This is a genomic window from Gemmatimonadaceae bacterium (genome assembly GCA_019752115.1).
Taxonomy (GTDB): domain Bacteria; phylum Gemmatimonadota; class Gemmatimonadetes; order Gemmatimonadales; family Gemmatimonadaceae; genus Gemmatimonas.
Genome location: JAIEMN010000043.1, coordinates 57,071 through 73,197, shown reverse-complemented (window position 1 = coordinate 73,197; position 16,127 = coordinate 57,071). Strand labels below are relative to the sequence as shown.

Sequence of the window (16,127 nt, the reverse complement as noted above, 5' to 3'; positions counted from 1 at the left end):
CCCTAAGTTTCTGCAACTATCACCCAACTTCTGACAATTACTGTGCATGCGGTGGGAGCTGTGCCTGAGCTGCTTGGAAGAGCAGCACGGCGAAGACCTGAAGCGGGTCAGCCTCGGGGCGCAGGGGGAACCACACGACTGCCGCCGGGGTGGCAGCAAATGCGAGAAGTGCGGCGACTGGCACCATCCTCTCACTAAGTGCCCCAAGTACAGGCCATCCCGGTACGAAGATGCGGAAGAAGAGGACAAGAAGGAGACAGCAGTGGCGGCGGTGGCGGTGCCAACGCGCTGCAGAACACCGGCGACTACAAGATCACCGTGATCATCGGTGGCCAGTCCTACTCCAAGACCCTGCGCATCGAACGCGTGAGCGGCGGTGACGGCGGCGGGTTTGGGTTTGGAGAGGACGAGGAGCGGGATGAGGGGATTCGGGGGCCGGGCGTGCGGCGGTGATGTGTTGAACTGATCAGTTGTGGGTGTCGGGTTTTTGGTCGTGGGTTCTGGGTTCGCCAACCCACAACCCATGACCTAGAACCCGACACCCACAACTGATCAGTTGAACTCCTCATTCTCCGGCATCGCCGCCAACTTCTCCCCCAACTCCGTATGCCCCCGCGCCGTCGCCAGCATGGCCGGCGTGGTGCCGTCTTCCATCTTGGCGTGAATCTCTGCGCCGCGGTGAATGAGCAGGTCGCAGAGGGCGGCGTCACCACGGGACGCCGCGAGGTGCAGGGGCGTGATATGGTGCCCGCCGCGCGCGTTGATGTCGGCGCCGGCAAAAATGAGGCGACGGACGATCGTCGCGTTGGTGGCGCCGGCGAGCGCGGCGTGGAGCGGCGTGTTGCGCGTGGCGTTGGTGCTGTGCGCGTCGAGCGGCGCCCCGAGGTCGATCAGCAGCGCGACGGCCTCGACCCGCCCGAAGAACGCGGCGAGATGCAGGGGCGTCCAGCCATCGCTGCTGCGTCGCACGCGCGCGTCGTCGTCGTTCTCGATGACCGTGCGCAGCGCCTCCACCTCGCCGAGTGCGGCGGCTTCGCTGGCGTCGTAGCTCCGCCCCCGCAGGAACATCGGCGCCAGCTCGGCGGCCCCTACATAGCAGGCGTGCAGCACCAGCGACTCACCGCCCGTGGCTCGCATGGTGGCGAGCGTTGGGTCGTCGCGGAGCATCCGCTCGATCGTGACCTGGTCGCGATTCCGGATGGCGGCCAGCAGGGCATCGGGGGCAGTGGGGACCATACGTTCCCAGATTCTACATGCTCGTGACGCGATATGCTTGGCCAGGGCCGGGGCCGCGGGGACAGATTGGGAGATCTCGCACGGAGGCACGGTGAGCACGGGGGAGCACGGAGGACGGCGCTGGCGGGTCGGGGTGCTGGTGGGGCTGCTGGTGAGCGCGTGTGGGCGGGCGCCGACGCGTCCGGCGGTGCCGGCGGCGCAGCCGATCGTTATTGCGCACCGCGGGGCGAGCGGACACCGGCCCGAGCATACGCTGGCCGGCTACACGCTGGCCGTGCAGATGGGTGCCGACTACATCGAGCCCGATCTGGTGAGCACGAAGGATGGGGTGCTCGTCGCCCGTCACGAGAATGAGATCGGCGGCACCACCGACGTTGCCGAGAAGTTTCCCGCCCGGAAGACGAGCAAGGTCGTGGATGGTGCGACCATCATCGGGTGGTTCACCGAAGACTTCACGCTCGCCGAGTTGCGCACGCTGCGCGCAAAGGAGCGGCTGGCGTTCCGGTCGCACGCCTACGATGGGCAGTTTGCCGTGCCCACGTTCGACGAGGTGCTGCAGCTGGCGGATTCGCTCGGCCGGGCACGCGGCCGGGTGGTCGGCGTCTACCCCGAAACCAAGCATCCGACGTACTTCCGCCAGATCGGCTTGCCGCTGGAGCCGGCGCTGCTGCGCGCCCTTACCGCCCACGGGCGCAATCGCCGCGACGGGGCGGTGTTCATCCAAAGCTTCGAGCCCGGCAATCTGCGTGCACTCCGCCGCGAAACACGCGTGCCGCTCGTCTACCTGCTGTCTGACACCACCCTTACGCCGCCGCAGCTGCGCGAGATCACGCGCTTCGCCGATGCTATCGGTGTGAATCAGCGCATGCTTGTTGGAGCCGACTCAGCGGCCGTTCCCACGACGCTCGTGCGCGATGCGCATGCCGCCGGCCTCCTGGTCCACGTGTGGACGATGCGCCCCGAGCGCGCGTTCCTGGCGCGACGCTATGGCGGGGATCCGATCGCCGAGATCCGCGAAATGGTCCGGCTTGGTGTGGATGGGATTTTTGGGGATTACCCGGATCAGGTGGTGGAGGGGGTTCGGAGGTCGGAGGGCGGACGTGAGCGGTGAGTAACCCCCGAGAGCTCAGGGGGGAGAACGTCAGGGAGCAGTATTCAGGACCGCGTGCAGTCCTGAGCGCTGCTCCCTGAGACCTGCCCCCTGAGCTCTCGGGGGTTCCGCTGTTCTCTCCCCGCCTCAACCTTGCAGGATGACCGACATCCTCGACCCCGCCCCCACTCGCGACGAGAAGGATCAGCCGCTGCGCGAGGATATTCGCCTGCTGGGTCGTCTGCTGGGCGACGCGGTGCGGGAGCAGGAGGGCGACGCGGTCTTTCAGGTGGTGGAGCAGACCCGCCGTGCGGCGATCCGCTTTGCACGGGAGGGGAAGGCGGAGGATCGCGCCGCGCTGCACGAGCTGCTCGACGCGCTGCCGCCGGACACGATGCTCAGTGTGGTACGTGCCTTTGCGTACTTTCTGCAGCTCGCGAATATCGCCGAGGACACGCATCGCGGCCGTCGACGGCGGGCGCATGAGCGGATGGGATCGCCGCCGCGCGAGGGGACGCTGGCCTTTGCGCTGGATGCGGTACGGCAGGCGATTGGCAGCGATGATGCCGCGCAGGAGCGGCTCACGGAGTTCTTCGCCGAGGCGTTCGTCTCGCCGGTGCTGACGGCCCATCCGACGGAAGTGCAGCGCCAGAGTACTCAGGTCGCGATGCAGCAGATCGCGGACCTGCTCGAGCGACGCGACCGGCAGCAGCTCACGCCGGAGGAACAGGCCGATACCGACGAGCAGCTCACCCGGCATGTCCTCACGCTCTGGCATACGCGTCTCGTGCGCTCGGAGCGACTGCGCGTGCTCGACGAGGTGAAGAACGGCATCGGGTACTTCCGGAGCACGTTCTTCACCGAAGTCCCGCGACTGCATGCGAATACGGCGGCGTTGCTACGTGCCCGGTTCCCGGATACCCCGTGGGAGCTCGGGCCCTTTCTGCGCATTGGCAGCTGGATCGGCGGGGATCGCGATGGCAATCCCTTCGTCACCGCGGAGATCCTGCGCGACACCCTGCGTCTGCAGAGCGCGGCCGCGTTCGACTTCTATCTGAGCGAAGTGCACGCGATTGGCCAGGCGCTTTCGATCTCGCGCATGTTGCACGCGGCCACGCCAGCCTTGGAAGCGCTGGCCGCGCGCTCGCCCGATACGAGCGTGCAGCGCATGGACGAGCCCTATCGGCGCGCGCTGAGCGGCGTGTACGCGCGGCTGGTGGCCACGATGCAGGCGCTGGAGTTGCCGCCGCCGGCGCGTGCGGCGCTGGGCGCCGCCGAGCCGTATGCCGATGCCGATGCGCTGCGCGCCGATCTCACCGTCATTCACGATGCACTCGTGGAGACCCAGCTGGCCGTGCTGGCCAGCGGGCGACTGGCGCGGCTGCGCACCGCCGTAGAGGTGTTCGGCTTCCATCTCGCGTCGCTGGACATGCGGCAGAACTCCGATGTGCATGAACGCGTGGTCGCCGAGCTGCTCGCGCGGGCCGGCGTCTGCGCCGACTATGCGACGCGCAGCGAAGCCGACAAGATCGCGCTGCTCGCGCACGAGGTCACCGGCACGCGGCCCCTCTACTCACCGCATCTGAGCTACAGCGAGGAGACGGCGGGTGAGCTCGACATCGTCTTTGCCGCGCAGGCGCTGCGGGGGCGGTACGGCGCGGCCGCACTGCCGCACTACATCATCTCCAAGTGCGACGGCGTCAGCGATCTGCTCGAAGTGGCGCTGCTGCTCAAGGAAGCGGGACTGGCCAGCGGTGGTACGCCGCCGATGCTCGGGCTCGACATCATTCCCCTGTTCGAGACCATCGCCGATCTCCGCCGCGCCGGTGACACGATGCGCGAGGCGTTCGCGCTGCCGGCCTATCGCGCACTGGTGCGCAGTCGCGGCGACCGGCAGGAGGTCATGCTCGGCTACTCCGACTCCAACAAGGACGGTGGCTTCCTCACCAGCGGCTGGGCGCTCTATCAGGCCGAGCTCGCGCTCATGCAGGTGTTCCGCGAGGCCGGTGTGCGGCTCCGCTTCTTTCACGGGCGCGGTGGGAGCGTTGGTCGTGGCGGGGGGCCGAGCTACGAGGCCATTCTCGCCCAACCGGCGGGGGCGGTGCGCGGGCAGATCCGTCTCACGGAGCAGGGCGAGGTGATCGCCTCCAAGTACGCCACGCCGGATGTGGGGCGTCGCAATCTCGAACTTCTGGTCGCTGCGACGCTCGAGGCGACGCTGACCGACCACGAGAACCAGGTCGATCGTGCGGCCACCTTTCATCCGCTCATGGAGCGGCTCTCGGCGCACGCGTTCCGCGCGTATCGCGCGCTGGTCTACGAGACCCCCGGCTTCACGCGCTACTTCCGCGAAAGCACGCCGCTCGCCGAGATCGCGACGCTCAACATCGGCAGTCGCCCGGCGAGTCGGAAGCCAAGCGAGCGGATCGAGGATCTGCGCGCCATTCCCTGGGTGTTTGCGTGGGCGCAGTGTCGGTGCATGCTGCCGGGGTGGTACGGCTTCGGCAGCGCCGTGCAGGCGGTGCTGGCGGAGACCCCCGACGCGCTGCCGGTACTCCAGCGGATGGCCGCCTCGTGGCCGTTCTTCCGCACCCTGCTCTCGAACGTGGACATGGTGCTCGCCAAGAGCGATCTCCGGGTGGCGTCGCGCTACGCCGAGCTGGTGACCGACGCGGCGCTCCGTGCCGACGTGTTTGCCCGCATCGAGACCGAGTGGGCGCAGACGCGTGCGGCGCTACGCACCATCACGGGTCAGGAGATGCTGCTGGCCGACAATCCGCTCCTGGCGCGCTCGATGGCCAATCGCTTCCCGTACATGGACCCGCTCAATCACCTGCAGATCGCGCTCCTGGCACGCCATCGCGTTGCCGCCGCCGCGGGCGCCGATATCGATGATTTCGTGCGCCGAGGGATTCACATCACGATCAACGGGATCGCGGCGGGGCTGCGGAACAGCGGATAAGGGTGGGGGGTGCCCTTGAGAACCGAGAGCCGAGCTGTGAGCCACGAGGGGTGAGCATTGAGACCATCTCAACGCTCACCCCTCGTGGCTCACGGCTCGGTTCTCGGTTCTCGAGGAAACCGAACCCTTACTCCATCGCAAACTCGCGGTTGAACGCCACCGCGAACTGGAAGGTCTTCGCCTTGCTGCGCGTCTCCATCATGTCCGCAACGCGCTCGAGACGGGCGGTGATGGCCATGATCTTTTCCTGCGCCTTGCGACCGGCCTCGTTGAGCCCTTCGATCTTGTCGATCGCCCAGAACTTGATGAGGTCTTCAACGATGCGGATGTAATCGCGCGGGCCGTAGATGCCGGCGCGACGGATCACATCGGCCATCTCGCGGAAGTTCGGCATGTTGACGCCGGGCATGTCGATGCTCGGCATGACCAGCGCGGCGCTTTCGAGGGCGCGATTGGGATCGCGGTCGAGGACGCGCTTGAAGATCTCGCGGTAGAAGACGTAGTGACGGGCCTCTTCCTTCGCGACGTTGGCCAGCACTTCGCCGATCAGCGGCTCGTACTCGGCGGCGACCTTGCCGGTGTTGGCATGGCTCACCTGGGTCGCGCGCTCCTGCAGCGACGTGTAGACGAACACGCGGTACGGGTCCTTGTCCCACGCCGGTTCGAAGCCCGCTTTCAGGTACTCGAACTGCATCCGCTCGAAGAGCGGGTTGTCGAGCAGCTGACTGTCGCGCGTGTAGTCGTGGAGCACCTGGCCGTGCCGGTCTTCCTCGGCGGTCCAGAGGTTGTTCCACTTCGCCCAGAACGTGTCGCCGCCCAGATAGGTGGCGAGGAGGCGATGGAAGTGCGGCAGCCCTTCCTCGGTGAGCGTGTTGAGGCAGATCGCAACCCGGGCGGGCATCGAGATGCCGCGCGAGCGCTCGCGGAGCCCCTTCACGTGCGCATCCGGGTCCGTTTCCGGCGGGGCGGCCAGCAATTCGGACGGAAACCAGAGAATACGCTTCGACTCATGGCTTTCCATGAGCTCGTGTACATCTGATTCCAGGTCGGCGAGGACTTCGACCTTGGCGAGCGTTTCGTTGTCTGGGACGAGCATCTTCCGGAGATTGGAGGGACCAGCCGAGGGAAGTTATCGCCCGAGCGGGCGCTCGTCAGGCGGGCTTGACAGGGAAATCCTGACTAAAGGCGGCGTGGCCGCGGTCGATAATCGCCGTCAGGAGTCACTCGCACCGGCGGGTTGGCTCTGCGCCGTGGTCGTGTCCGTGCCCCCGATGACGAGGGTCGAGCCGGAGCCATGTGCGGCACGCTGGGCCTGTCCGCCCAGACCGCTGAGGAAGGTTGTCATGCTGGTGAACGTCAAAATCGGACCGAAGCTCATTGGTGGCTTCGCTTCCGTGGCCATCCTCGGGATGGCCCTCGGCATCGTGGGGCTCGTCGCGATGTCTTCGATCAAGGACCGGTCTGATGAAGTGACCGGCCGGACCGTCCCCCAGCTGGTCGAAGTGGCCAGCTACTCCGTGGGCCTTGGCTCGGTCCGCCGCTTCGAGATGGGTATGGTCGTGGCCGCGCACGCGAACAAGACTGACCTCGTCAAGAACTATCAGGCTGATGCCGCGAAGGCATTGGTCGAGCAGGTTGAGAAACCCAAAGCGGCGTTCGACAAGGTGCCGCGCAGCCCCAAGGCCGACTCCCTGTTCCAGCGGCTCAAGGAACGCGAGGCCGCCTATCTCACCGACTACAATCGTGTGGTCGCGCTGGTGAATGCCGGGAAGGTCGATGATGCCACTGACTTCTCCCTCAAGGAGTCGCGGGAAGCGTACAACGCGTTGCTGCAGACGTTCGACTCGTTGAGTAATCGGGTTGAAGCGACCGCTGGTACCCGCTCCGAGGAAATTCAGGCCATGTTCGATCGCGGGAAGTACGCGATCATCATTGCCATTGTCTTTGCGCTCGTCCTCGCGTTCTCGTTGGGCATTCTGCTCACGAAGTCGCTGACCACGCCGATTGCCGAAGTGGCGGCGCGTGCGCAGCAGCTGCAATCGGTGTGCATCACCGCGTTGGAGAAGGGGCTCGATGCGCTGGGTCGTGGCGATGTCACAGTCGACGTGATTCCGCAGACCAAGCCGCTGGCCTACACGCGGAAGGACGAAGTGGGTGATGTGGCGCGCACCGTCGACGAAATGATCAGCAAGGCGCAGGCGTCTATCGCGTCCTATACCAAGGTGCGCGAAGTCATCGGCGGGCTGGTTACCGAGACGCTCACGCTCGCCGAAGCGGGACGCGACGGCAAGCTGTCCACGCGCGGGCGGGCCGATGGGTTCCAGGGCTCCTATAAGGAGCTGGTGCAGGGCTTCAATGACACGCTCGACGCGGTCATCCTGCCGGTGAACGAAGCGGCGCAGGTGCTGGAGAAGGTCGCGGCGCGCGATCTCACCGTGCGCGTCACGGGCCAGTACAAGGGCGACCATGCCCGCATCAAGGATGCGCTCAACAAGGCCGTGGCGGATCTCTCCGAGGCGCTGGCTGATGTGGCGTTGGCGTCGGAGCAGGTGGCGTCGGCGGCCGGCCAGATCTCCAATGGGTCGCAAGGGTTGGCCCAGGCGTCGTCGGAGGAGGCGAGCACGATCGAAGAGGTGTCGTCGAGCCTGCACGAAATGACGTCGATGGCGCAGCAGTCGGCCAGTAACGCGAAGGATGCCCGGCGCATGGCCGAAGAAGCGCGGACGGCCACGCAGCGCGGGGTGAAGTCGATGCAGCAGCTGTCGTCGGCGGTGGATCGCATCCGCGATTCGTCGGAGCGCACGGCCAAGATCGTCAAGACGATCGACGAGATCGCGTTCCAGACAAATCTCCTCGCGCTGAACGCGGCCGTGGAAGCGGCGCGCGCCGGCGACGCGGGCAAGGGCTTTGCGGTGGTCGCGGAAGAAGTGCGGTCGCTGGCGATGCGGGCGGCCGATGCTTCCAAGCAGACCGCCGAGCTCATCGAAGAGTCGGGCAAACACGCGCAGGACGGCGTGTCCTACACGGGTGAAGTCGTGCAGGCGCTCGATGACATCGCGAAGCGGTCGGAGCAGGTGTCGGCCGTCATGGGCGAGATCTCGGCGGCCAGCGAGCAGCAGCAGACGGGTGTGACGCAGGTCAACACGGCGATCGAGCAGATGAACCTCGTAACGCAGCAGGTGGCGGCGAACTCGGAAGAGTCGGCGTCGGCGGCCGAGGAGCTCGCGAGCCAGGCGGCGCATATGCAGGCGATGCTCGGGCAGTTCGAGATCGGTGTCACCAAGAAATCGTCGGCGGCGGTGCACACGCCGACGTTCGCGGCCAGTTCCAAGGCCGTGAAGCGCGTGGCTGCGGCGCCCAAAGCGCCGGTGAAGTCGGCCAAGCCGAGCCGCGTTTCGGCGGCGGAGATCATCCCGTTCGACGAGCCCGCGGAAGACGACAGCGCGCTGCTGCACTTCTGATGGTTCAGTAGGTCACGGACAGGCGGGATCCCGCAAGGGAGCACAACCCGCCGACCGGACGCGGTGGGTTGTGGGTGCGGGCGGTGTGGTGGCAGGTTCATCACATCTCCCGCACCTGACCGTTTCCATGACCGACTTCCGCTCAGATCTCTCTCGTCGTGAGGCCCTGCGCACGGGGCTCGGCCTCGGGCTCGGCGCCCTGCTCGCGCCCCGTCTGGCCTCGGCGCTGGCACCGGCCACCGCAGCCGATGCGTCTCGGCAAGGCAAGCTGATCACCCGGGTCATTCCGTCGTCGGGCGAAGTGCTCCCGGCGATTGGGATCGGCACCGCGCGCCGCTTCGATGTCACGACGGCCGACGAGAAGGCGCCCATTCGTGACACGCTCCGGCTCTTTCCCACGCTGGGGGGCAAGCTGATCGACACGGCGCCGAGCTACGGAGCGGCCGAGGCGGTCACCGGCGAGCTCGTCAGTGAGCTGGGGATCCGCGACAAGCTGTTCCTGGCGACGAAGGTGAGCGTGCGCGGGACTGATGCGGCGGCTGGCATCGCGCAGATGCAGGAGAGCTTCACGAAGCTCAAGACCGATCGCATCGATCTCATGCAGGTGTGGAACCTCGGCGGCACGGCCACCCTGCTGCCGGTCCTGCGCGAGATGCAGCGGGCCAAGAAGATCCGCTACGTCGGCGTGACGACGAGCAGCGACCAGCAGTACGCCGCGCTCGAGCAGCTGATGCACAGCGAGAAGCTGGACTTCATTCAGATCGACTACGCCGCCGACAATCGCAATGCGGCCGAACGCATCCTGCCGCTCGCCAAGGACAAGGGGATTGGCGTGCTGGTGAATCTGCCGTTCGGTCGCACCCGCGTTTTTCAGAACGTCCTCAACACGCCGGTGCCGGATTTCGCCAAGGAGTTCGAGGCCACCACGTGGGCGCAGGTGTTCCTCAAGTACATCCTGGCCAACCCCGCCGTGACGTGTGTGATCCCCGGGACGGCACAGGTGAAGTACGTGCAGGACAACACGCAGGCGATGCGGGGGGCGCTGCCGACGGTGGAGCACCTCAAGCAGATCGAGGCGCTTGTGGGGCGGGCTATGTAGGGGCGCCCGTTGGGCGCGACAACTGACGAGGACGGGGACAACTGACGAGGACGGGGACAACTGACGAGGACGGGGACAACTGACGAGGATCGGTGTGTGGGGTCGTCCTCATCGATCCTCGTGCGTTGTCCCCCACCTCGTGCGTTGTCGCGGAGCCGCAGGCGACGCCCTAGATTGGGACGCATGAATCCGCCAGCCAAGGCCAAGCCCAAGTACGACAGCAAGCGCGCCTGGGGTGAAGCGCGCGCCCTCATGTGGGAGCACCGCCGGTCCGTCGGGATTGGTCTCATCCTGATGCTGATCAGCCGCGCGTCGGGGTTTGTGCTCCCCTATAGCACGAAGCGGGTGCTCGATGAGGTGCTGCCGAACAAGGACGTGCATCTCCTGGGGCTGATTGCGCTGGCGGGTCTGGCGGCCACGATCGTGCAGTCCATTACCGGCTATGCGCTGTCGCAGGTGGTGAGTGTCGCCGCGCAGCAGGCCATCGCGAAGCTGCGTGAGGAAGTGCAGGGGCATCTGATTCGCCTGCCGGTGCGCTACTTCGACAGCACCAAGAGCGGCGTGTTGGTGAATCGCGTGATGAATGACCCCGAAGGGATTCGCAATCTCATCGGCACCGGGCTCATTCAGCTCACGGGCGGTATTCTGAGCGCGACGGCGGCGCTCGGCGTGCTCATCTACCTGAACTGGCGCCTCACGCTGGCCACGGTGGTGTTCCTGCTCCTCTTCGCGGTGGGGATGAGCATTGCCTTCAAGCGGCTGCGTCCGATCTTCCGCGAGCGGAGCATCATTCAGGCCGAAGTCACGGGTCGCCTGACCGAAACACTCGGCGGCATTCGCCTCATCAAGGTCTACACGGCGGAAGAGCGTGAGAAGCAGGTGTTCGGCAAGGGCGTGCAGCGGCTCTTCGAGAACATCGCCAAGACCATTACCGGGACATCGCTCACCGGCACGCTGGGGTTTGCCGTGGTGGGCGTGATTGGCGTGATCGCGATGTACGTCGGTGGTGGCGACGTGATCGCCGGTCACATGACGCTGGGGTCCCTGCTCACGTTCGTCTTCTTCATTGCCATGGTGACGGCGCCGCTGGTGCAGGTGGCCAGCATCGGCACGCAGATCACCGAAGCGTTCGCGGGGCTGGACCGTATCCGCGAGCTGCGCGACATGGCCACCGAAGATCAGGAAGACGCCAGCAAGCAGGATGTCCCGCAGGTCGTGGGGCACGTGGCGTTTCAGAATGTGAGCTTCGAATACGAGAAGGATGTGCCGGTCCTCAAGCACATCACCTTCGATGCCCCGGCCGGGACGACGACCGCGCTGGTTGGCTCGAGTGGGAGCGGCAAGAGCACGCTCATTTCCCTCATCATGGCGTTCGCCCAGCCGCAGCAGGGCCACATCACCGTGGACGGCAAGTCGGTGAGCGACCTCAAGCTGCGCGACTATCGCCGCCATCTGGGCGTGGTCATGCAGGACAACTTCCTCTTTGACGGCACGGTGAAGGAGAACATCGCCTTTACCAAGCCCGGCGCGACCGACGACGAGATCATCCAGGTCGCGAAGATCGCCAACGCCCACGAATTCATCTCGCAGTTCCCGCAGGGCTACGACACCATCGTGGGCGAACGCGGGGTCAAGCTCTCCGGTGGGCAACGGCAGCGTGTGGCTATTGCGCGCGCCATTCTGGCCGATCCGCGGGTGCTCATTCTCGATGAGGCGACGTCGAGTCTCGACTCCGAGAGCGAGCACCTTATCCAGGAAGGGCTGCGCCGTCTGCGTGCGGGGCGCACCACCTTCGTGATTGCGCATCGCCTCTCGACGATCACGAGCAGCAATCAAATCCTGGTGCTCGAGAAGGGCGAGATCGTGGAGCGCGGCACGCATCAGCAGCTGCTGGCGCTCGGTGGCCGGTACCGGGACCTGTACAACCGGCAGTATCAGCTCGAACAGGACCAGTTCATCAATCCCGGTGAGGAGATCGCCGCGACGGGGTAAGGGTCGTTAGGTTCCGGGATGACCAATTTCAGCAGTCTCAATCTGCACCCGAGCCTCCTGCGCGGCCTCAAGGATCTGGGCTTTGCCCGTCCCACGCCGATTCAGGCGGAGGCGATTCCGCCGGCCCTCGAAGGCAAGGACGTTCTCGCCTGCGCCATGACCGGCAGCGGCAAGACGTATGCGTTCCTCCTGCCGATTCTGCACCAGATCATGGAGAAGCCGCGCGGCAAGACGCGGGTGCTGGTGCTGACGCCCACGCGCGAACTCGCGGCGCAGATTCTCGAAAGCTTCAATGACGTGGTCGTGCACACGCCGCTGACCGGTGCCGCGGTGTTCGGCGGTGTGGGCATGGGGCCGCAGGAGCACGCCTTCCGCACCGGCGTCGATGTGATGATCGCCACGCCCGGGCGGCTGCTCGATCACTTCCGGGCGCCGTACGGCAAGCTCGATGCGCTCGAGTATCTCGTCCTCGACGAGGCCGACCGGATGCTCGACATGGGCTTCCTGCCGGACATCAAGAAGGTGCTGCGGCATCTGCCGACCAAGAAGCGGCAGACGCTCTTCTTCAGCGCGACCATGCCGGCGCCGATCGCGTCGCTCGCGCAGGAGATGCTGCAGAAGCCGGTGACGCTCAACCTCCAGCGTCAGGCGGCGCCGGCCAAGGGCATCACGCAGGCGGTGTATCCGGTGGCGGCCGATCTCAAGAGCGCGCTGCTCGTGGCGCTGCTCAAGCGCGGTGACATGCCGCAGGCGCTCGTCTTCACGCGCACGAAGCATCGCGCGAACCGGTTGGCGAGCCAGCTCGTGACCGCCGGCATCAAGGCCGAGCGCATTCATGGCAACCGCTCGCAGAGCCAGCGCACGCAGGCGCTCGCGGGCTTCAAGGACGGGACGTATCAGGTGCTCGTCGCTACCGACATCGCCGCCCGCGGCATCGATGTCGAAGCGCTCGGCCACGTGGTGAATTTCGACGTGCCCGTCGCCGCCGAAGACTACATCCACCGGGTCGGACGAACGGCGCGCGCCGAAGCGACCGGTGAGGCGTTCACGTTCGTGAGCCCGGATGAAGAGGGCGAGCTCAAGCTCATCGAACGCGCGATCAAGAAGACCTTACCGCGCGTGACGGTGCCCGACTTCGACTACACCGCCAAGCCGCAGGCCAAACTTGAGGTGCCGCTCGCCGAGCGCATCGCCGAGATTCGCAAGAAGAAGGCCGAAGATCGCGCGCGCGCCGCGGAGAAGGCGGCGCGTCGGGCGGCGGCGCAGGACGCCGAGGCGTCGCGTCGCGCCAAGAAGGAGGCCGGTCCCCGGAGCGGCGGCAGTGCGCCCAGTAGCGGCGCCCCGTCGGGCGCCAACAAGAATCGCCGTCGTCGCGGTCCGGGCGGTGGTGGTGGTGGCGGTGGCGGCGGTGGTGGTGGGGCCGGCGGTGGCCGCGCGGGCGGTCGCCCGAGCAGTCGCCCGAGTGGCCCCCGCTCCGACAGCCCGTACAAGTCGTAACGTCGGGTCGTGAGCACCCGCTATCCGGTCCCCGCCGGCCGGCATGAGGTCGAGCAGGTCATCGACCGCAGCCGTTTCCGGTGCACGATCGAGCGGGTGCGCACCACCGAGGAGGCGCAGGCCTTCGTGAAGGCGATGCAGGCCACGTACCCCGAGGCGACCCACAATTGCTGGGCCTACGTGGTCGGTGCGCCCGGAAGTACGGACCGGATCGGCATGAGCGACGACGGCGAGCCGCATGGGACCGCGGGGCGCCCGATGCTCACGGTCCTCGCGCACAGCGGGATCGGCGAGATTGCCGCCGTCGTGACACGCTGGTACGGTGGCATCAAGCTCGGCACGGGCGGTCTGGTGAAGGCGTACGGTGGCGCGGTGCAGGAGGCACTCTCCACGCTCCAGACCGTGGAACGGGTGGAGACGGCGGACGTGACCTTCGAGGTTAGCTACGCCCAGGTGGGGGCCGTGCTCCAGGCGTTACCAACCGTCCCGGCGGAGATACTCGCGCAAACGTTCGAAGCGAGCGCATCTTTTACCGTGCGCGTCCCACGTGAACAAATCCCGCATCTGAGATCCGTGGTTCAGGATCTCACGCGTGGCGCGACCCACCTCGAAGAACTCCGCGATGAATCCTGAAGCCGAACGCCTCATCCGGCATACCTGGATGAGCCTCGTGCCGATTCGCCTCAAGGCCGCCGAGCTGTTTTACGATCGGCTGTTCGCCATCGATCCCTCGGCGAAGGCGCTGTTCGACGACAAGCCGATGCATGTGCAGTACGAGAAGTTTCTGCAGACCGTCGATACGCTCGTGCAGATGCTCGACTATCCGCCGCAGATCATCGAGGACCTGCAGGAGCTGTCGCGCCGCCACGTGGACTATGGCGTGACGTTGCCGCAGTACGAGACGGTGGGCGCCGCCCTGCTCTGGGCGCTCGAGCAGGGGCTGGGCAACGATTGGACGCCCGAGGTGAAGCGGGCGTGGACGGAGCTGTACAGCTTCATCGGTGGTGTGATGAAGCGCGCTGCCGCCACCTGAGGCGACGGCTCAGCTCAATCCCTCGATGGTGCCGTCGGCCCGGAGGCGCATGCCCTCGGCCGCCGGCTTCTTCGACAATCCGGGCATCGTCATGATGTCGCCGCACTTGGCGACCACGAAGCCGGCGCCGGCGCTGCCGTAGACTTCGTTCACGGTAATGCGGAATCCCTTCGGCGTGCCGAGGCGCGTGGCATCGTCGGTGAGCGAGTACTGCGTCTTGGCCATGCACACCGGCGTGTCGTGCATACCGATGCTCTCGAGCCAGTCGATACTCTTCTCGGCGCTCGGGCTGAAATCCACGCCGTCGGCACCGTAAACTTTTGCGGCGATCGTGGCGACCTTCGCGCGAATCGGCTGCTGCGTGTCGTAGAGCGGCGCAAAGTGGGCCGCCTTGCCGTCGAGCAGCTGCAGCACTTCGCGCGCGAGATGCTCGCCACCGGCACCGCCCTCGGCCCACACGTTGCACATCGACACCGCGACACCCAGCTTGGCGGCGTAGTCGTGCACCATCTGCACTTCCGCCTCGGTGTCGGTGAGACGACGGTTGATCGCCACCACGACCGGCACGCCGAACTGCCGCACGTTGTTGACGTGATGGGCGAGATGCGGCAGCCCCTTCTCGAGCGCCGTCAGATTCTCGGTGTCGAGCGCGTTCTTCGGGACGCCGCCCTGCATCTTGAGTGAGCGTACGGTCGCCACGAGCACGGCGGCTTCGGGATTGAGCCCGCCAAAGCGGCACTTGATGTCGAAGAACTTCTCGGCGCCCAGGTCGCTGCCGAAGCCGGCTTCGGTGACCACGATGTCACCGAGCGCGAGACCGGCGCGCGTGGCGATGAGCGAGTTACAGCCGTGGGCGATGTTGCCGAAGGGACCGCAGTGCAGAATGGCGGGGCCGCCTTCGAGCGTCTGCACGAGATTGGGGCGCAGCGCGTCCTTGAGGAGCAGCGTCATGGCGCCGGTCGCGCCCAGTTCGCGCGCGCGCACCGGCTGCTTGGTGCCGCTGGTGGTGCCCACGATGATGTTGCCGAGGCGCTGTTCGAGATCCTCCGGCCCGGTGGCGAGCGCCAGAATGGCCATCACTTCCGAGGCCGGAATGATGACCCAGCGCTCTTCACGCATGGTGCCGTTGCCGGCGCCGACGCCAATGATGGCGGTGCGCAGCGCGCGGTCGTTCATGTCGATCGTGCGCGGCCAGGCGATGGCCTTGGGGTTCAGGCCAAGGGCGTTGCCATGGTAGAACTGGTTGTCGAGCATGGCCGACAGCAGGCTGTGGGCGCTCGAGATGGCGTGGAAGTCGCCGGTGAAGTGCAGGTTGATGTCATCCATCGGCAGCACCTGCGAGTAGCCACCGCCCGCCGCGCCGCCCTTGACGCCAAAGACCGGACCGAGACTTGGCTCGCGCATGCACAGGATGGCGTTCTTGCCCAACCGCCGGAGCGCCTGCGACAGCCCGACGCTCACGGTGCTCTTGCCCTCGCCGGCCGGCGTGGGGTTGATCGCCGTGACCAGCACCAGGCGCCCCTTGGCGGGCGCCGCGGCGAGGGACAACGGGAGCTTGGCTTTGTACCGCCCGTACTGGTCGATGTCGTCCGGTCCCAGTCCGAGGTCGGCCGCCACGGCGGTGATGGGGCGCATCGTGGCCTGCTGGGCGATCTCGATGTCGCTCGGGACCCGGAGGGGGGCGGTCGTCATGGCGTCGGGTGGGGAGGGGGTGCAATTTTGGGGAATGGCGTCCTGTATCGTGACGTCCAACCCTC

12 protein-coding genes are annotated in these 16,127 nt (G+C 66.5%); 9 read left to right on the top strand and 3 right to left on the bottom strand.

Features of this window, described 5'->3' with window-relative positions; all coding sequences use genetic code 11:
• Positions 1-198 precede the first annotated feature (198 nt).
• Positions 199-453, top strand: a complete 255-nt coding sequence (locus K2R93_17845) for a hypothetical protein (GenBank protein MBY0491707.1) — start codon at positions 199-201, stop codon at positions 451-453.
• A 99-nt stretch (positions 454-552) separates the two neighbouring features.
• Here the strand turns inward: K2R93_17845 and K2R93_17840 are convergent, their stop codons facing one another.
• Positions 553-1,236 carry an ankyrin repeat domain-containing protein gene (locus K2R93_17840; GenBank protein MBY0491706.1) on the bottom strand — a complete coding sequence of 228 codons (684 nt, stop codon included), beginning with the start codon at positions 1,234-1,236 and terminating at the stop codon, positions 553-555.
• Between K2R93_17840 and K2R93_17835 the strand changes: the two genes are divergently transcribed.
• The gene (locus K2R93_17835) at positions 1,199-2,347 is read left to right on the top strand and encodes a glycerophosphodiester phosphodiesterase (protein MBY0491705.1); all 1,149 of its coding nucleotides are present in this window, start codon (positions 1,199-1,201) and stop codon (positions 2,345-2,347) included. The genes K2R93_17840 and K2R93_17835 overlap by 38 nt on opposite strands.
• A 139-nt stretch (positions 2,348-2,486) precedes the next feature.
• A complete protein-coding gene (ppc, locus tag K2R93_17830) occupies positions 2,487-5,288 on the top strand; it encodes a phosphoenolpyruvate carboxylase (protein ID MBY0491704.1) in 2,802 nt (933 codons plus the stop codon).
• A gap of 127 nt (positions 5,289-5,415) precedes the next feature.
• Here the strand turns inward: ppc and K2R93_17825 are convergent, their stop codons facing one another.
• A complete protein-coding gene (locus K2R93_17825; GenBank protein ID MBY0491703.1) occupies positions 5,416-6,384 on the bottom strand; it encodes an acyl-ACP desaturase in 969 nt (322 codons plus the stop codon).
• A 247-nt stretch (positions 6,385-6,631) separates the two neighbouring features.
• Between K2R93_17825 and K2R93_17820 the strand changes: the two genes are divergently transcribed.
• The 6 genes from K2R93_17820 (at position 6,632) to K2R93_17795 (ending at position 14,370) form a co-directional block, all read left to right on the top strand.
• Positions 6,632-8,749, top strand: coding sequence for an MCP four helix bundle domain-containing protein (locus tag K2R93_17820; GenBank protein ID MBY0491702.1), 2,118 nt, complete (start codon positions 6,632-6,634; stop codon positions 8,747-8,749).
• Between the two features lie 127 nt (positions 8,750-8,876).
• Complete coding sequence (locus K2R93_17815) at positions 8,877-9,848, top strand: aldo/keto reductase (GenBank protein ID MBY0491701.1); 972 nt, start codon at positions 8,877-8,879, stop codon at positions 9,846-9,848.
• Positions 9,849-10,031: 183 nt separating this feature from the next.
• Positions 10,032-11,840, top strand: coding sequence for an ABC transporter ATP-binding protein/permease (locus K2R93_17810; GenBank protein MBY0491700.1), 1,809 nt, complete (start codon positions 10,032-10,034; stop codon positions 11,838-11,840).
• An 18-nt stretch (positions 11,841-11,858) separates the two neighbouring features.
• Complete coding sequence (locus K2R93_17805) at positions 11,859-13,337, top strand: DEAD/DEAH box helicase (GenBank protein ID MBY0491699.1); 1,479 nt, start codon at positions 11,859-11,861, stop codon at positions 13,335-13,337.
• Between the two features lie 9 nt (positions 13,338-13,346).
• Positions 13,347-13,970, top strand: a complete 624-nt coding sequence (locus K2R93_17800; protein MBY0491698.1) for a YigZ family protein — start codon at positions 13,347-13,349, stop codon at positions 13,968-13,970.
• Positions 13,960-14,370 carry a hemin receptor gene (locus K2R93_17795; GenBank protein ID MBY0491697.1) on the top strand — a complete coding sequence of 137 codons (411 nt, stop codon included), beginning with the start codon at positions 13,960-13,962 and terminating at the stop codon, positions 14,368-14,370. Before K2R93_17800 ends, K2R93_17795 begins: the two co-directional genes overlap by 11 nt.
• Positions 14,371-14,379: 9 nt before the next feature.
• Here the strand turns inward: K2R93_17795 and K2R93_17790 are convergent, their stop codons facing one another.
• Complete coding sequence (locus K2R93_17790; GenBank protein ID MBY0491696.1) at positions 14,380-16,062, bottom strand: formate--tetrahydrofolate ligase; 1,683 nt, start codon at positions 16,060-16,062, stop codon at positions 14,380-14,382.
• Positions 16,063-16,127: the final 65 nt, after the last annotated feature.